This window comes from Prevotella sp. P5-126 (assembly GCF_002251185.1).
Classification (GTDB): domain Bacteria; phylum Bacteroidota; class Bacteroidia; order Bacteroidales; family Bacteroidaceae; genus Prevotella.
The window spans coordinates 276,256-293,787 of sequence record NZ_NPIZ01000053.1 but is presented as its reverse complement, the minus strand read 5'-3'; the positions used below and the strand labels follow the sequence as shown (position 1 = coordinate 293,787).

General features: G+C 44.4%; 12 protein-coding genes and 3 pseudogenes. 7 read left to right on the top strand and 8 right to left on the bottom strand.

Translation table 11 applies throughout. From position 1 onward, the window contains the following. Positions 1 to 144: 144 nt before the first annotated feature. Genes CIK90_RS06175 through CIK90_RS06160 form a run of 4 tightly spaced genes read right to left on the bottom strand, consistent with a single transcriptional unit; the run spans position 145 to position 6,467 of the window. The gene (locus tag CIK90_RS06175) at positions 145 to 1,320 is read right to left on the bottom strand and encodes an efflux RND transporter periplasmic adaptor subunit (RefSeq protein ID WP_044074738.1); all 1,176 of its coding nucleotides are present in this window, start codon (positions 1,318 to 1,320) and stop codon (positions 145 to 147) included. Next, entirely contained in the window at positions 1,317 to 2,558 is a 1,242-nt protein-coding gene (locus tag CIK90_RS14310) for a TolC family protein (protein WP_082030915.1), read from the bottom strand. The genes CIK90_RS06175 and CIK90_RS14310 overlap by 4 nt, the downstream gene beginning before the upstream one ends. Beyond that, positions 2,555 to 5,680, bottom strand: coding sequence for an efflux RND transporter permease subunit (locus tag CIK90_RS06165; RefSeq protein WP_094464596.1), 3,126 nt, complete (start codon positions 5,678 to 5,680; stop codon positions 2,555 to 2,557). Before CIK90_RS06165 ends, CIK90_RS14310 begins: the two co-directional genes overlap by 4 nt. A gap of 16 nt (positions 5,681 to 5,696) precedes the next feature. Continuing rightward, positions 5,697 to 6,467 carry a phosphatase PAP2 family protein gene (locus CIK90_RS06160; protein ID WP_044074736.1) on the bottom strand — a complete coding sequence of 257 codons (771 nt, stop codon included), beginning with the start codon at positions 6,465 to 6,467 and terminating at the stop codon, positions 5,697 to 5,699. An 829-nt stretch (positions 6,468 to 7,296) separates the two neighbouring features. On the opposite strand from CIK90_RS06160, the pseudogene CIK90_RS14635 reads away from it, so the two are divergent. The 4 genes and pseudogenes from CIK90_RS14635 to CIK90_RS14530 form a co-directional block, all read left to right on the top strand. Beyond that, positions 7,297 to 7,617, top strand: a pseudogene (locus tag CIK90_RS14635) (leucine-rich repeat domain-containing protein); the annotation flags it as partial. Positions 7,618 to 7,633: 16 nt separating this feature from the next. Next, positions 7,634 to 8,641, top strand: a complete 1,008-nt coding sequence (locus CIK90_RS06145) for a virulence RhuM family protein (RefSeq protein ID WP_094464594.1) — start codon at positions 7,634 to 7,636, stop codon at positions 8,639 to 8,641. 86 nt (positions 8,642 to 8,727) lie between these two features. Next, positions 8,728 to 9,126 (top strand): annotated as a pseudogene (locus CIK90_RS06140) (magnesium chelatase); the annotation flags it as partial. A gap of 230 nt (positions 9,127 to 9,356) precedes the next feature. Next, positions 9,357 to 9,689 (top strand): site-specific integrase, encoded by a 333-nt coding sequence (locus CIK90_RS14530; protein ID WP_094464592.1) that lies wholly within the window; start codon positions 9,357 to 9,359, stop codon positions 9,687 to 9,689. A 112-nt stretch (positions 9,690 to 9,801) separates the two neighbouring features. Here the strand turns inward: CIK90_RS14530 and CIK90_RS06130 are convergent, their stop codons facing one another. Both CIK90_RS06130 and CIK90_RS06125 read right to left on the bottom strand, forming a co-directional pair. Further along, the gene (locus tag CIK90_RS06130) at positions 9,802 to 10,368 is read right to left on the bottom strand and encodes a 6-carboxytetrahydropterin synthase (RefSeq protein WP_094380541.1); all 567 of its coding nucleotides are present in this window, start codon (positions 10,366 to 10,368) and stop codon (positions 9,802 to 9,804) included. A 5-nt stretch (positions 10,369 to 10,373) separates the two neighbouring features. Further along, positions 10,374 to 10,790, bottom strand: a complete 417-nt coding sequence (locus CIK90_RS06125) for a Fur family transcriptional regulator (protein ID WP_094434979.1) — start codon at positions 10,788 to 10,790, stop codon at positions 10,374 to 10,376. Positions 10,791 to 10,969: 179 nt separating this feature from the next. Between CIK90_RS06125 and CIK90_RS06120 the strand changes: the two genes are divergently transcribed. From CIK90_RS06120 to CIK90_RS06110, 3 genes and pseudogenes are all read left to right on the top strand, one after another. After that, entirely contained in the window at positions 10,970 to 11,290 is a 321-nt protein-coding gene (locus CIK90_RS06120) for a hypothetical protein (RefSeq protein ID WP_144007231.1), read from the top strand. Positions 11,291 to 11,348: 58 nt separating this feature from the next. Beyond that, positions 11,349 to 11,753: pseudogene (locus tag CIK90_RS06115) on the top strand (magnesium chelatase); the annotation flags it as partial. A 102-nt stretch (positions 11,754 to 11,855) separates the two neighbouring features. Further along, a complete protein-coding gene (locus CIK90_RS06110; protein ID WP_094464607.1) occupies positions 11,856 to 13,178 on the top strand; it encodes an alpha-L-fucosidase in 1,323 nt (440 codons plus the stop codon). A gap of 713 nt (positions 13,179 to 13,891) precedes the next feature. Here CIK90_RS06110 and CIK90_RS06105 read toward each other — a convergent pair. Both CIK90_RS06105 and CIK90_RS06095 read right to left on the bottom strand, forming a co-directional pair. Then, positions 13,892 to 15,265, bottom strand: a complete 1,374-nt coding sequence (locus tag CIK90_RS06105; RefSeq protein WP_094390965.1) for an ATP-binding protein — start codon at positions 15,263 to 15,265, stop codon at positions 13,892 to 13,894. 557 nt (positions 15,266 to 15,822) lie between these two features. Then, positions 15,823 to 17,484, bottom strand: a complete 1,662-nt coding sequence (locus tag CIK90_RS06095; protein WP_094440600.1) for a nucleoside kinase — start codon at positions 17,482 to 17,484, stop codon at positions 15,823 to 15,825. Between the last annotated feature and the right edge of the window lie 48 nt (positions 17,485 to 17,532).

Below are 17,532 nucleotides of genomic sequence, written 5' to 3'. Positions count from 1 at the left end.
TATAAGAACTGTGTTAAACTATTATTATTATAGCCTGACACAGTTTATTTTACACTCTCTGCAAAAATCAAGATGTGAGATTATCTAAAGCTTATCTCACATCTTGACTATAAAGGTATATTATTTCATTTGTGTTTCTTCCTTTTATTCTTCCCCATGGTCTGCCGTCATAGACGCTATGTAGAAGGCATTGGAAGTGACAACAGTTGCATTCTTGCTAATAGGAGCGACGAAATCTATTTGCGTATATCCCAATTCGCTTACACCTGCAACGACTTCCATCTGCTTGAATTGATATTTTACGTCATTGCCTTCTTTGTGTTTTTTTTCAAGCACGAACACATATTGCTTGCCATTGGCATTTACAATAGCATCGTCAGGCAAGGCTGGCACATTTTGTTTGCCCATACTGATGATGCCTGTCACATACATGCCAGGAATAAGTTCAGTGATGTTCTTTGTATCAATACCGACACGTACGGATATAGCCTTGGTGTCAGAATCCATCGAGCGATTAATTTCTCTTACTGTTCCCTTGAAATGAATATTCGGGCTATTGGTGATGACGAAATCTACTTTCTGCCCTTTAGCAACTTGATTGATATTGCGCTCAAAAACATTCAAGTTGCAGAACACAGCGGCATTGTTGGCTACTTGCATCAATGATTGTGAACTTTCCGTATAGCTTCCACTCTTTATGCTTATCTTCGTCACGATGCCAGAAATTGGAGCAGAGATAGCTACCTGCCGTATGATTCTGCCTTGTTTCACAAGGTTGGTGTTAATGCCAATTTGACGGAGCTGGTTGTAAAGCCCTGTCTGGCGAGCCAGTGCCATCTCGTATGCTGCTGATGCCTGTTGCAAGGTCTTTTCCACTCCTGCCTTCTGTGAAGCCAATGTCTTTTGGCGTAGCAACTCCTGATGTGTTACATTGGTCTCTTTTACAGCAATGAGATAGTCTTTCTGCAATCCTACGATTTCGGTATTCTCTATGTGTGCAACCACTTGACCTGCTTTCACCAGCTGTCCTTCTGTTACATAAATTTTGCGGACAACACCTCCTACGAGAGAAGTCACGTCTGCCATATCCTGCGGGTTGAGCTGAAGTTCGCCATTGGCACGTATCACATTGTTGAGAGAGCGACTCTCAACCTTGCCGAGCGTAATGCCAACCGTCTTTATCTGTTCTTGAGTAAGTTCAATGGTTTCATAGCCTTGCTCCTCTACTTTGTTTTCCTTTACTTCTTCCTGCTTGCCTTTTGTGCATGATGCAAGAAATATGCTGATGACAGCAATGATGATGATATTAAATGTTTTCATTGTTTATTTCCGTTGAGATAATTGATATTGATGATAGCTTGATTATAGTCGTTGACAGCATCTATGTAACGAAGTTGTACATCAAGAGCCGAAGTTTGGTTTTGTATGTATTCCACATACCCCATTTCTCCGTTCTCGTAGTTTATCTGAGATAGTTTCGCCATGAGTGCTGCCTCGGCGTTGCCTTGTCTTTCGTAATAATCAAGAACTTGTTTTGCTCTCATATACTCATTTGTGGCATCACGCATAAGCGTTTTCTGCTGCTGTTCTGCCAATGCACGCTCATTCTGCACCAACTCCACATCACGTTTGGCAGCCTTGACTTTTGACCGATTGCTTTTCCAAAACAGGGGTATGCCGATGCCTACCTCAAATCCCATGAAGTTACCTTTGGAAAACCTACTTCTGTCAACATTGTAAGGATTGAATCCTTTGATGACAGCCTGTGTTGTAAAGCCGAGAGTGAAGCTTGGCATATACCCCTGCTTGGCAAGCGAAACACTACGTTCATTGCTTATGAGGCGTGCTTGCATGTTTCGTCCAAGTGGCGTGTCTGAGAAATTAGTTTCCCCAAGATTCGCGTCATGTAGTTTTGCCAACCCCTCGTTTTGAGGAGTGAAGTCAGTATTGGTATTGATGAGCTGTTTCAACTGCAATAAATATTTCTTGCAGTCATTCTCTGCTCTTTGCAAACTTATCCGATTTTCATTCAGCAATCGTTGTGCATTCATCTGTTCCAACTGGTTAGCCTCCCCCGATTTGTACTTAGCCGATGCCAGTTGCAGAAAGTGCTGATATACGCTGTCTTGCTTTTGCAACACGAGCAAAGTGCTATGTGCATGAAGCCACGAGTAATATGCAGATGTTACATCTCTTACCAACTGGTTGCCTACTATTGCCACCTGACTTTGCGCAACGGCAGTCTCAGCTTTCAAGAACTTGTTTCGGGCGTTATACACCGTAGGAAAATCAAAGGTCTGGCTTATCAAAATGCCATTGTCTGGACTTCCGCCAGATGTCGGATCTTGGCTGAGCGTTATAGAGGTCTTTTCAATATCAAATGTTGTACCCTGCAAGTCTTTAGCTTTTCCAACTGCAATTTGCCCATTTCTCATATATAGGCTGTTGTCAAGAGCGAGGTCTATGCATTGTTGCAAAGACCAACTCTCATTTTGTGCGTACATGGAGGCGAATGCCATAGACAGTACGCCTAATATAAACAATCTTATTCTTGTCATACGTTTGTTTCTTTTTTCTTGGTGAATGTCTTATAAATAGATGGCAAGACAACAAGTGTCAATATCGTGGCTGTTACCAATCCGCCGATGACCACAGTAGCCAACGGTCGTTGAACCTCAGCACCGTCACCAGTTGACAAGGCCATAGGCATAAAACCTAAGGAAGCTACCAATGCGGTCATGATGACAGGACGAAGACGGAGCATACAACCATCTATCACTCGTTTTTTTACATCCGTCACGCCTTCTTTCTCAAAAGTATTGAACTGTCCTATCAGTACAATACCGTTCAGTACAGCCACACCAAAGAGGGCAATGAAACCTACACCTGCGGAAATGCTGAAAGGCATACCTCGCAGGCATAAAGCCCACACACCACCAATGGCAGAGAGAGGAATGGCTGAGAATACGAACAAGGTTTCCCTGATATTCTTCAACGTAGCATACAGCAAACCCAAAATGACGAGCAATGCCAAAGGAACTGCCAGCATCAAACGACCGGTTGCCTCTTGAAGATTTTGGAATTGACCGCCATAAGTGTAATAATAACCTGCTGGCAATTTTAGTTCCTTGTCTAAAACCTCCTGAATTTCATCTACTGTGGTCTGTATGTCTCGTCCTCTTACATTGAAACCGACAAATATCCTTCGCTGTCCATCCTCATGTGTAACCTGTGCAGGTGCATCAGTCAATGTAATCTGTGCTACTTGCTGGAGAGGAATTGTTCCACCATCGGGCAGAGGAAGGTACAGACTTTCTATAGCTTTTATATCATTACGTAACTTCTTGTCCATACGCACCACCAAGTCGAATCGCTTGTCGCCCTCAAACACATATCCCGAGCGGCTTCCTGCAAAAGCAGTTTCAAGCACCTTGTTGGCAGTTCTTATCGAAATGCCATATTTAGCCAGCTGATCTCGGTTGTACTTTACTTGAATCTGTGGCAAACCTTGTACTTTCTCGACAAATGGGTCAGACACCCCGTCAACACGCTTGATAAGAGATGCCACTCGCTTTGCGGATGCTTGCAGAGCATCAAGGTCGTTGCCGTATATCTTGATGGCGACATCCTGCTTAATACCTGTAATCAGTTCGTTGTTTCGCATTTGGATTGGCTGTGTCAATTCGGCTTCCATTCCAGGAATAGCTCCCAAGGCTTCTTCCATCTTTTCCATGAGTTCGTCCTTTGTCTTGGCAGATGTCCATTCTGCTTTCGGATAGAGGGCTATAAGCATGTCTGCTCGTTCTATAGGCATTGGGTCGGTTGGAATCTCTGAACTACCGATGCGAGTTACCACCTGCTTCACCTCCGGGAACTTAGACTTCAATATCTTTTCTGCCTGAGTGCAGGTCTTCACCATCTGAGAGAGTGATGTACCTTGTGCCATGCTGATTTCGGCTGCAAAGTCACCTTCTTCAAGATTCGGGATAAACTCACCGCCCAAACGAGTGAAAGCGAAAAGGCTGATGCCGAACAGCAGCACCATGGAAGCTATGAGCACCTTGCTATGTTGCAGACTTTTGGTGATGATAGGCTTATACCAACTCTGTAACTTGTTTATCAGACGGTCTGACAAATTAGTCTTATGTACACTTTCCTTGCTAAGAAACAGAGCACTTGCCATTGGTACGTAGGTAAGCGAAAGGATAAACGCTCCAAGGATGGCGAAGAAAATGGTAAGTGCCATCGGACGGAACATCTTTCCTTCTATACCAGCCAATGTAAGCAATGGCAGATATACCGTCATGATAATGATTTCGCCAAAGGCTGCACTCTTACGAATCTTGGAAGCGGAATGATATATCTCCTTGTCCATCTGCTCTTGTGTTAAGCGCAAGCCATGGTATTTGTCACGACTGATACCTATATGGTGGCATACGGCTTCTACGATAATCACTGCGCCATCCACGATCAAGCCAAAATCAATGGCTCCCAAACTCATGAGGTTTCCGCTGACACCAAACAACCGCATCATACCAAAAGCAAACAGCATAGCGAGCGGAATGACGGATGCCACCACCAATCCTGCCCTATAATTACCCAAGAACAGAACGAGTATGAACACAACAATGAGGCCACCCTCGATAAGGTTGCGGGTGATGGTTCCAGTAACACGGTCTACCAACTGAGTGCGGTCTATGAATGGTTCTATGACTACACCCTCTGGCAGACTCTTCTGAATCTGCGCAATACGCTCTTTTACGTTCTTAATAACTTGCTGGAAATTCTCACCTTTCAGCATCAGTGAGATACCTGCCACCACTTCACCCTCGCCATTGCGTGTAACTGCACCATAACGTGTGGCATAACCATATTGTACTTTTGCAATGTCACGTATCAAGATAGGCGTGCCATTGACTGTCTTGACAGGGATACGCTCTATGTCTTCGAGTGTTGAAACAAGTCCCAAGCCTCTGATAAAATACTGGTTACTATTTTTCTCTATGTAGCTTCCGCCTGTGTTCTCGTTGCCTGCTTCAAGGGCATCGTAAACTTCTGTAACTGTAAGACCAACAGCATTGAGACGGTCGGCATCCACAGCCACTTCATACTGCTTCACATATCCACCCCAGCCGCTGACTTCTGCAACGCCAGGTGTTCCTGACAATTGCTTGCGGACTATCCAATCTTGGATGGTACGTAAATCTGACAAACTGTATTTGTCCTCATATCCCTTCTTTGCACGAATGGTATAATGGAATATTTCTCCCAAACCAGTAGTGACAGGAGCCATACCTATGGTTGCCTTACCTTGTGGTATGACTTCCTCTGCCTCCTTTAGTTGTTGGCTTACCTGCTGCCGAGCCCAATATACATCTGCATCGTCATCAAAAACCAATGTAATGACAGACAAGCCGCTGCTACTGATGCTTCTGCGTTCTTCCACACGTGGAATGTTGGCCAAAGCCATTTCTACTGGAGTGGTTATAAACTGCTCTACCTCTTGCGCTCCCAATGATGGAGCTTGGGTTATCACCTGTACTTGATTATTTGTAATATCAGGTGTAGAGTCAAAAGGCAACTGCGACAACGACCATGTGCCCCATATAATGAGCACCAAGGTCAACATACCTATAGTTACCTTGTTCTTGATTGATAATTGAATTATTTTTTGAAACATTTCTTTATCGTTCTAATTATAATTGTATAGTTAGTGCTAGTCCTCCTTGTTGTCCGTTATAATATGGATAGACAGTGTTTGTTCGCTTGGACTGTTTGTTGTGCATCTTGCGTGAAATCGGCTCATATAACTTGTATGCCAATTTCGTACACAGAATACCCAATCCTGCTCCAAATGCCACGTCTCCTATCCAATGCTTGTTGTTATACACACGCAATGCTCCTGTACTTGCAGCTATGACATAACCACCTATACCTATCCACGGTGAAGTGTCCTTGTATTCTTGCCACAAGAGTTCTGCCCCCATGAAGGCAACTGTTGTATGCCCAGATGGAAAAGAATTGCGACGTGAGCCATTAGGACGCATCTCTCTTACTGTGTATTTCAAGCCATTTACGGATATAGCCGTCAGCAAACTTGACAACCCCAACAGCATCGTTTGTTCTTTTAGGTTATGACAACTTTTTACTCCGCACAGATTTAATGCCAATACGCTTACAGCTGGCACATACTGTGTATAGTCATCAATCCCTATGGCTATTGGCTTGTGGGTTATAACCTCATGTCCGATAGCATAGTTCAGCATCCTGCCTTTATTCATAACAATAGCCTCTGCCGTTCCATACGACATAAGTGACATTGGTATAATATAAGGCACGACACTTGACCTCTTCATAGAAGTCATGTCTGTGCTATCTTGTGTGAATGTCAAGCTGTCTTTGCTTTGTGCATACGACAAAAGAGGAAAAGCCAGTGCGCCAAGCGCCAGAATTTCCTTAATTGACATTTTGCAATAACTAATGCCTGTGCTCCAAACACTGAAGCACTTGCAAGTTCATAATAAAAATGATTGATTTGTAACTATACCTTCCATATGAATAGGTATAGTCGCTGTACGTTGCCCCCCTTAAAAGAAACAACGCTATTAGAAACGATAAAAAGGAGGTGCCCTAAGTCCATTTATCCGCAATAGTTCCGCCTTTATAATAATAGGTATGCGAGTGTCAAACACCGTCTTAGTTGGTTCTGACACCCATCCCATAATACGAGATAAAGCCCATACTATTGCATGATATAAATAATGTATGTTACTTGTATGTAAAGTCTTTACTGACACAACATCCCAACTGCCTTGTTCGAAGCACTTTGTTCCATCGTCCTTATGTGACGTATGTTTGTCATTGTCAGCGTTGTCGCTATTGCAATGCTCCACAACGGTACATACCGCACTTTCGTGATGATGGTGCGGTATAAACGACAATGCCAACAAAACAATTGTTGTCAAAGCCAAAATAGTTATGTAGAGCTTCTGCTTCATTATATTTTCAATTTGGCTGCAAAGATAGCAAATAAACTTTGCAACTCGGTTGCAAAGTTATATGTATACCATTTTTTAGATGCGTGAACCATAGTAAAATCTGTATGACTCCTTTGCTTTTCATACTGCGGTTTCAGTAGAAACACCTCATCCTATCCCTTTTCATTGGTTTTTGGTGTAACTAAAAGTTAAATACGTTAAATATTACCTTTTCGTATCTAAACAGAATCCACATAGCCACTTTTCTACCGTTTAGAGCGTATAATACTGATAATCAACTAATAATAGATACGATGGTTGTACAAATCTTCGTAGATTACAATTTCCATCTAGTTTAATAAAAATTGGTAGTTATGCTTTTAGTGAATGTGAAAAAATCACTTCAATTTCGATTTCATCAAGAAAGATAAAAATAGATGATGTTGCTTTCAGAAATTGCACTTCACTCAATACGATTCATTTTGATACAATTTTTCCTAATATTAGTTTCTGTGCATTTAATGGATGTACAAGTTTGTCATCAATAATTGTTCCGAAAACTGATGACTTGTTCCTTGTCGGTGTCTATAGAAGGCAATTGAATCGATGGAAAAAGATAATCAGAGAAAAGTTAAGTTAATGTATTTATATAAGGTATGGACGAACAAGGAAACATAATCATTTACCAGTCGGAAGACGGCGTGGTTAGGCTTGATGTTAGATTGGCGGACAATACTGTTTGGTTGACTCAACAGCAGATGGCAGATCTCTACAGGTCTTCCCGCACCAACGTTGTTGAACATATCAAACACATTTACGAAGAAGGTGAGTTAGAGGAAGATGAAACTTGTCGGAAATTCCGACAGGTTCGACAAGAGGGTAATAGAGAAGTCGCACGTGAGATTCCGTATTATAACCTTGATATGATTATTTCTTTGGGGTATCGTGTTCGAACGATTACTGCTACCCGCTTCCGCCAATGGGCAACAGAGCGGCTGCATGAATATATCGTAAAAGGTTTTGCACTGGATGATGAACGTTTGAAGAACCTCGGCGGTGGCAGCTACTGGAAAGAACTGCTTGACCGTATCCGCGATATTCGTTCTTCCGAGAAAGTGCTGTATCGGCAGGTGCTCGACCTCTATGCGACGGCTGTTGACTACGACCCGCGTTCAGACATCTCACGCCTGTTCTTCAAGATTGTGCAAAACAAGCTCCATTATGCAGCTCACAGGCATACGTCAGCGGAAGTCATTTATGAACGGGCTGATGCAGACAAGCCCTTTATGGGTTTAACCACATTTAAGGGCGAGTTACCTTGTCTGAATGATGTAAAGATAGCCAAGAACTACCTATCTGCTGATGAGTTGAAGATTCTGAACAACCTCGTTTCTGGATACTTCGACTTTGCGGAAATCCAAGCTTTGAAACATCGCCCCATGTATATGGAAGATTACATTCGTCAACTTGACAACAACATTACGTCTATTGGAGAAGAGCTCTTGATGGATGGTGGTTCTGTCAGTCATGAAGAAGCAATGGAAAAGGCATTGGCAGAATATCGGAAATTCCAGGTGAAGACTCTCTCACCTGTTGAACAAGCCTATTTGGAAAGCATCAAAGGTATTGAGAAAAAGGCTAAACGTGGAGGCAAGAAGCAATGACTATATCAACAATATGTTTAATCGCTGCAATGGTAATAATTCCACTTCTCACAGAGTCGAATTATCGAACGATACGGGGTTACATAATCTTCGATAGTATCGACATCCAGTGTGAGATACAGCCAGTACCGTTCAGCGACATATCCACGACGAAGCCGGGCGAGCCGAGCAGCGAGATACGCCGCCGTGTCATAGCAGCACGCGCAATACAGGAGGAGCGGTACAAGGACTTCAAGGACATACACTGCAACGCACAGATGACAGAGAGCATGATACACAAGTACGCCGATCCTGACGAGGCTGGGTTCCGCCTCCTCAGCAACGCCATGGAGCGCCTCTCGCTATCAGCCCGCGCATACTCACGCATACTAAAGGTTGCCCGCACCATCGCCGACCTTGATGCCTCTCCCTGCGTCTCGGCACAGTACATCGCCGAAGCCATAGGCTACCGCAACCTCGACCGTGGCGATTGGGCGGAGCAGTAGTCAGCCGAACCTTAAGGACCTCACGAACGTGCGTACCCCCACAAAAAAAACTTGGTGATGCCACGATGCTTCCCTTAGCAAGGATAAAGAATAATCACTATAAAATAGTAAAATTTACAAATTAAACGAGAATGATAGTCTCTCTATAATTAGTCGAGCCTTAAAAAAACTTCACACATGCGCGCATGTGAATGCATTATATGTGATAAACCGACCATTGTCCCTCTGTCATGAGCCTCCTAATGACCCATTTGAAAATAATCCCTCTAAACCAATCGGCTTTGCATTGGTTACCTGAGCGAAACGGATGCAAGCCGAGCCAAAAGGTGTTTGAACTGACTATATTGGGAGTATGTAACAGGTATCTTAAAAAAATGGCTGCGGATGCAGGGATTACGAAAAATGTCAGTTTCCATACGAGCCGTCACACATTTGCCGTGCTGACACTGGCTGCCGGAGGTGACTTGTACACAGTAGGCAAGTTGCTCGGACATACTAGCATAAATTCAACACAGGTGTATGCCGATGTGGTTATGAAAACAAAGGTTGAAGCCATTAGCTGAATTTCAAATTATTTTTCTAACTTGTAAAATAAGAGGCTGCGCCGTAAACCTTAATTACGACACAGCCCCATATTTTCATCATTACTTTATTTTATATGCAGCTTTCCGTGGATTATTTTTTCCGATAACCACATTTTGGGCATACTCCATCCGCATTGAGGGCGACACCGCAAAGAGGACAACGGTCGATGTTATTCTTTGTGGTAAACTCGGCAGACGCGGCATTCACACCGCTTGTGAAAGTGATTTTAGCGATGTTCAGTTTGTCTTTCAACAAGTCATATACAATCTTAATCATACCTTCCACTGTCATGGTTTCTTTGGTAACAACCAGACGGGCATCGGGGTAAGCCGTTGCCAATTCGGTCTTGAAGGCCTCTCCTTTCATTTTGTTTTGCGGATGACCGTTCTTGATGCCTTGCTTTTCATACACATCAAGAATGGCAGGAAGCAAAGGGTCATCTTCGCGGAGCACCAAGGCATGGTCAAAATTCTTCAACAGGCTCCATGCCACCTTTTGGATTTCATTACAAGGGTACACCATGTTTACACCTTCTTCAACCGTATCTTCCACCTCAATGGTCAGTGTGCCAGTGTGACCGTGAAGATACTGGGCTTCGCCTTGGAAGCCATAGAACCGATGTGCATACTGCAAATCGAAAGTCGTGATACTTCTCATACTTTTTAATTTTTAGTGTTTAACTTTGGATTATTTATCGTTATCTGCACCTGTATTCGGCTAATGTCAACCGATGCAAAATTCTTTTCTTTCAAATACTGTCGTATCAATTCCGTAAGCTCTTCATCCATATAATCCAAGATGCTCTCTCCCTCGAATATGTGGTGATGCTCTGTCACGGTAATGTCATAATAGTTTTTCCCCACTTCGGGATGGAACACAAGTGACAACAGATTAGCCTTGCAAAACGAATCAAGAATGCGATAGATGGTTGAGATGGTTATCTGATTATCTTTGGATTGCACACACTTGATTATTTCATCAATGGCAGCATGACGCAATTCCATCATAACCTCATAAACCACTTTACGTTGCGGAGTGATTTTTAGGCCTGCGTTCTTTATAATCTCCGTACTTTCCATTCTTCTCGTATTTTGATGCCACAAATTTAATGAAAATATTTCGCATTTGCAACTTTTTACCAACAAAATTATGTTTTTTTAAGAATAAAGCCGCATTACCTATTTATCTGTTCGAAGATAGTGGCATACTGGTGGGGGTCACATATAATGATGTGGTTCCCGAGTGTTATATTATCACTATGGATGGTCTTGAATCGGAACCTTTCGCCGACGTTACGCCCTACATTTTTGAGGATATGGGACGCGCCTATGCTGTCGTAAAGAAGCAATACCGCAATACAGACCTCAAAAAACATGTTATCGGACTCAACCTCGTCGAAATACATTCCTTAGATTCTGTCTATCAGAAATTCACCTGGCCCATGTGGGAATGTATAGAGTCTATGCACAATGGAGCAATTCTAATCAAAAAGGCTCGACTAATTAAACAAAAAGTGTTATCTTTGCATCGTGAACATAAACAATGGCCATTCACCTATGTCCTTGATAAATCATCGTAGGCGTAGTGCTAAATGGCATGGAGCGAGCCAAAAAGTGGGACAATCAGCGGCCCCTCTTTTCTTAGACCGAATAGACATCCATTGCGAGATACAAGCCGTGCCTTTCGCACAACTCTCGCAGATGGCTCCCGGTGAATCGTGCAAAACGATTCGCGCCAGAGTCATTGCCGCTCGCAAAATGCAGGAGGAACGGTTTATGGATTACAAGGGCATCCACTGCAATGCCCAAATGACGGAGCGCATGCTGCATCAGTTTGCCGAACCTGATGCGTCATCCATGGACATGTTGCGCATGGCCATGGAGCGATTGAAACTCTCTGCACGAGCATATAGCAGAATTCTCAAGGTGGCACGCACCATTGCCGACCTTGAAGGATCGGCGCAAGTGCAGCAACAACACATCGCTGAAGCCATCGGTTTCCGCAATCTCGACAGGGGCGACTGGGCTGAGCGAGGGATATAAATCATGCCTATAGGGATTTGAAAACTCAAGCAATTATCACACAATAGAAATATGCCGTTGACCAAACAGAACGGTGGAGCATAACAACTAAACAACTTGATGATGAAAAAACTATTCACAACCGTCATGCTGACGCTGGCATTGACATCGACAATGGCACAACAGACAGTGCAACAGTCGGCAGACTACGTACCTACCAAGGAGAACCTTGAGGCACGCAAACATTTTCAAGACGAGAAATTCGGCATCTTCCTCCACTGGGGACTCTATGCCATGCTTGCCACAGGAGAATGGACCATGCACAACGCAGACTTAAACTACAAGGAATATGCCAAACTCGCAGGCGGCTTCTATCCCTCTCGCTTCAATGCCAAAGAGTGGGTAGAGCAGATCAAGGCATCAGGTGCCAAATATATTTGCTTCACCACCCGCCATCACGAAGGCTTCTCCATGTTCGACACCAAATACTCTGACTATAATGTCGTGAAGGCTACACCCTTTAAGCGTGACATCGTGAAAGAACTTGCTGACGAATGTCACCGACAGGGTATTGACATCCACTTCTACTATTCACACATCGACTGGCAACGTGAGGATGCTCCGCTGGGACGTACCGGACACGGCACAGGACGACCCAAGGACAAACAAAATTGGAAGTCGTACTATAAGTTTATGAACAACCAACTCACCGAACTGCTCACCAACTATGGCAAGGTAGGAGCCATCTGGTTTGACGGTTGGTGGGATCAAGACATCAATCCATCATTTGACTGGCAACTGCCCGAACAGTATGCACTCATCCACAGTTTGCAGCCTGCATGCCTCATCGGCAACAACCATCACGTGACTCCATTCCCTGGCGAAGACTTCCAAATGTTTGAGCGCGACCTGCCTGGCGAAAACTCTGCCGGACTCTCCGGACAGTCTATTTCGCAGTTGCCACTTGAAACATGCGAGACAATGAACGGCATGTGGGGCTACAAGATTACCGACCAGAACTACAAATCGACCCATACACTCATTCAATATCTGGTGAAGGCAGCAGGCAAAAATGCCAATCTGCTCATGAATATCGGTCCGCAACCTGATGGTTGTCTGCCCGCTGTTGCGGTGGAACGTATGAAGGAGATGGGCGACTGGATGAAGGTATATGGCGAAACTATCTATGGCACACGCGGTGGATTTGTTGCACCTCACGACTGGGGAGTGACCACACAGAAGGACAACCGACTGTTTGTGCATATCCTCAACCTGCAAGACAAGGTGCTCTATCTGCCCACTGGCAATAAACAGATGAAGAAGGCTGTAGATTTTGTCAGTCGTAAGGCGGTGAAGATGCAGAAGTGTCAAGGCGGTGTGATACTCACGCTCGATGCTGTACCTACAGCTGTTGATCAGGTCATCGAAATAGGATTCATCCAGTAAACGGATTGCTGCTATCAGCAGAAACGACAGTTCATCTGAGATGAATGAATCTAATATATAAGGTTTGCGTGCGTACATACACGTGTACGCACGCACACGCGACGTCGTAAAAATCGACCACTCGACCACCGATATGTCATAACACGTTGTAAGATATACGGTTAAATGGGTGGTCGAAAATCTTACAACGGCGTTTTCGACCACACTTCGACCACCCGTGCAACGCCCTGAGGATACAAAACATAAACAATTAACTAACGTCCTGAAAGGACAAAGTAAAGCGTGATCCTATTTCCCTTATAAAATACAATCGTTTATCATCGTTTTTCCAAACCTTGATAATCTTTTTATCCAACGTTGGATAATACCTTTATCAAATATTGGATAACACTTTTATCAAATATTGGATAACACTTTTATCAAATATTGGATAACACTTTTATCAAATATTGGATAACATCTTTATCAAACGTTGAAAAGACCTTTTTCAAACGTTAGACATTACTTTTGTCAAACGTTAGGTAATACTTATGCCAAACATTGGAAAAACACCTTTGCCAAACGTTGGGTAATACTTTTGCCAAAGGTTTGGAAACGTCTTGGCAAAATATCGGGCAATATCCCGCACATAGTAGAATTGCGCCTTAGCGTAAATTAAAGGTGGAATCTCGCACGGAGACTCCACCTTTACTGATATCTTACGATGCAGATGCTTATTTGTCTTTCAGTTCCACAACAAAGCGGATGCCATGACGGAACTCGTCGTCGAGACGGAGATGACCGTTGAGTTTATACGCCATCAGACTGCAAGTGGGGAAGGTAAGTCCGTCGTCTTCAGTCAGATCGGCAATCTCGGAGAATGCCTGGAAAAGTGTTTCGCGCTTCTCTTCGGGCAAGGTCATACCCACAGCCGTTACCAAGAAATTGCCGGTATGGGGGTTGCGTTTCTTAAACTCAAGGTTGATGCGCTCCACACCATCGGCCTTTACCACCTCTTCTACGATATTGAGCAATATGGTGCGCAAAGCGTCCTCGTTAGTAGCGAAAGAGATGGGTTGGGCAGTACAAGTCACTTCGGTAGTAGATTTGACCATAGCCTTTACCTCTTGGGTGACTTTCTCGCAGAACTGTCCCATATTGTGACTGGTGAGTTCGTAGTGTTCCTCGCGAGTCTGCTCAAGCATCATATAGTTTTCTATGTGTGCGATATAGTTTTGCAAAGCCTTGACCTGTCGCTTGGTATCGCCTTGCTCCATGGCATCGAGTGACGGGCGGATTTGTGCGCTGATATTATTGAGGAACTTGTTTTTCTGCTCGTTATTGCTATTTGCCAAATCGAGGCTGGTCTTCAAGCGCTTGATTTCTCTGACGTTTTTGAACATGACAAAGAGGAAGAAGAGAAGGCCGGCAGCCAGTCCTACACCAATCACTATAAGGATGACGATAAACGCCCATTGCGCAGTAATGGTAGTAGCCTTGGTGCTTATTTCGTCCTGTGCTTCAGCGTATTGTGCTTTGACAGTTTTCAGTTCGTTGACAGCTCTGATGCCTGCAATAGAGTCGGTCCATTCGTCATACATCTTGTTGATGATGCCCGCCATCAAGTCGTTATTGTCTTGTTTGGCTTTGGCAATAAGGTCTTTGAAGCACTTTTCCTTGCCGTTATCATCCTTGCCTTTTGCATTCATGGTGAAGATCTCCTTATAGCATACAGTAGCCAAAGGTGCGTTGCCAGTAGTACGTGCAAAGGCAGCTTTCTTCATGAGCATGTCTTCAATGACATCTTTTTTCTTGCTGGCACGCGCATAGTTTTCCATCAGCGCCATTTGAGCTTTACGTTCTGCCGACTTGTTCAGACGGGTGTAGAGGCGGAAGCGTTCGTTGCTGACAAGATAATGCAAATCGGGATTGCCGGCTCCAAGCATGGCATCGAGAGCTCTGCATGTGGCAAAAGCCTCTCGCCAGAGATGGTTTTCTGACTGTCGGATGCTGGTCTGTACACCGTTTTCTACGGTTTGTCGCAGGTTTTGTGCGACCGTTGTGAGTGTGCTGCAAGCAACTAGTAGGGCAAGGATTAACTTTTTCATAATCTGACAGGTGTTTAGGTTATCTTATGCAAAGGTAGTAAATGATATTCAAAAACGAAACACATCTGCTGTTTTTTTCGTCTATTTTTCACCTTTTTTCGTTGTTTTCAATAGTTTCTTTGGATTGAAAGACCATGCTCATTTCCTTTGTGTCATACTTGACAGGGCAACAAGGCCCTAAGAGGAAGGCCATAATTCCTTTCCTTATTATCTTACGCACGCGTACATTATTATATAAGTAGGACGATTCGCTGTGGATGACCGACTGTTGAATGGCATTTCTTTCAAACATCAACAAGACCTTTTGCCCAATATTGTATAGAAAAAGAGAGTATATGGCTTCGGGATGCGTTCGGGATGCGTTCGGGATGTGTCTTACTCATATTGGTGGCCGATGGGTGGTCGAAAACGCAGCAATTAAGCCATCGACCACCACCATAATGCCATATCTCTCAAAGGATTACATCATAGTGGTGGTCGTGTGGTCGAAATATTTCTGAAAACTAAATTTTCTGTATGTCAGCTGGTACGCTATCCTACCCGCTGGGAATGATGCATCAGTATTCAAACGAACTGCCGCCAAGAAACTCGCGAAGTAGCGATGTGGGCGGTATCTGGTCTTCCTTGATGGTGTGGATGTAGCGCAGAAACTTCATCAATCTATATGCCTCGGCATACTCTTCGCAGTTTTCAGGCACCTGTTCCAACAAGGGCAACGCCTGATTCTTCAGTACTGCCAGTTCGAAAAGCATGGCAGAATTGAACATGGCATCGGCATTTTCCTGATAAGGGAATATCCAGCGGTTCTCACCCCGGCGTACCGAAGGCCAACGACGGATGGTGTCGCATGCCGATACCCCACGGTATTTATAGTCGCGAACGATACGGCGCAACAGGCGGTTGTCGGTAGTCGGTATATAATTGTGCGTGTCGAGCAGGATGGTGGTCAATGCCGAAGCATAGACACGGAATATCTGATCGTTGGGGATAGATGCTGTCAGTTCGGGATTGAGCGCATGGATTCCTTCCAAGACAAGTACCTCGTTGCCCTGAAGTCGTAGGCGACGACCGCTTTTTTCACTTCTGCCCATCTGGAAATTATAGCGTGGCAGTTCCACCTCTTCGCCTCTGAACAGGGCATTCATCTGCTCGTTGAGCAAAGGAATGTTGAGTGCATGCAGATGTTCGTAGTCGTAGTCGCCAGTCTCATCGCGCGGTGTCTGTTCGCGGTTCACGAAGTAATCGTCGAGCGAAATGCCAATGGGATGGATACCGTTGACCGCCAGTTGTACCGAAAGGCGCTTGCAGGTGGTGGTCTTACCGCTCGATGAGGGACCGGCTATGAGCACCATCTTCACATTTTTCCGTTTGGCAATCTCATCGGCTATCTGCGCTATCTTCTTCTCTTGCAGCGCCTCGCTCAGTTGGATGAGTCCGTTCGACTTCCCCTCTTCCACCGCTTTGTTCAGGTCGCCAATGGTACTGATGCCGAGGATGTCCTGCCAATGGTGGTGCTCCATAAAGATGTCGAACATCTTGTCCTGACGCACCAGTTCGCCCAAGCGTGACGGATCTTGTGGTGACGGCACGCGCAGAAGGATTCCGCCGAAATACGGTTCGACGCCGAAAAGTGTCAGTTGCCCGGTATTGGTGAGCATCGAGCCATAGTAATAATCCACATAGCCATCTATCTCATAATAGGTGGTATAGAGCGATCCCAACCCTTCAAGGAGCTTCACCTTCGATACGGTTCCCATCTCACGAAACATGCGGATGGCATCTTCGGTTGTTGCTTGATGGCGATGAATGGGGATGGCAGCAGCCACAATCTCCTGCATGCGCTTTCTAATGGCAGCCACATCAGCGTCGGTCACCTGATGCCCGATATGCAAATCGCAATGGTAGCCATTGCTCACAGGCACATTGATAACCACATGTCCCGTGCCGTAAAGGTCGTGGACAGCCTTACAAAGCACAAAAAACAAACTGCGAGTATATGCTCTTAGCGCAGAAGGATGGCGGAGACTGAGAAACTCCACATCCTTACAATTATACACGCGATAGTGCATTCCCTCTATCTTATTGTTAACACGTGCACTTATCGGACCGTACTCCATGGTAAGGCCCGAAAAAGAAAAAATATCAGAAAGTGTACTTCCGATGCTTACATTTAATATTTTTTTATTATTTTTGCAACGGATTTGAACCATTTGTTCCATAGGCATATTGTTTGCATTAGTCGTGGACAAAGTTAGTGAATATATTTA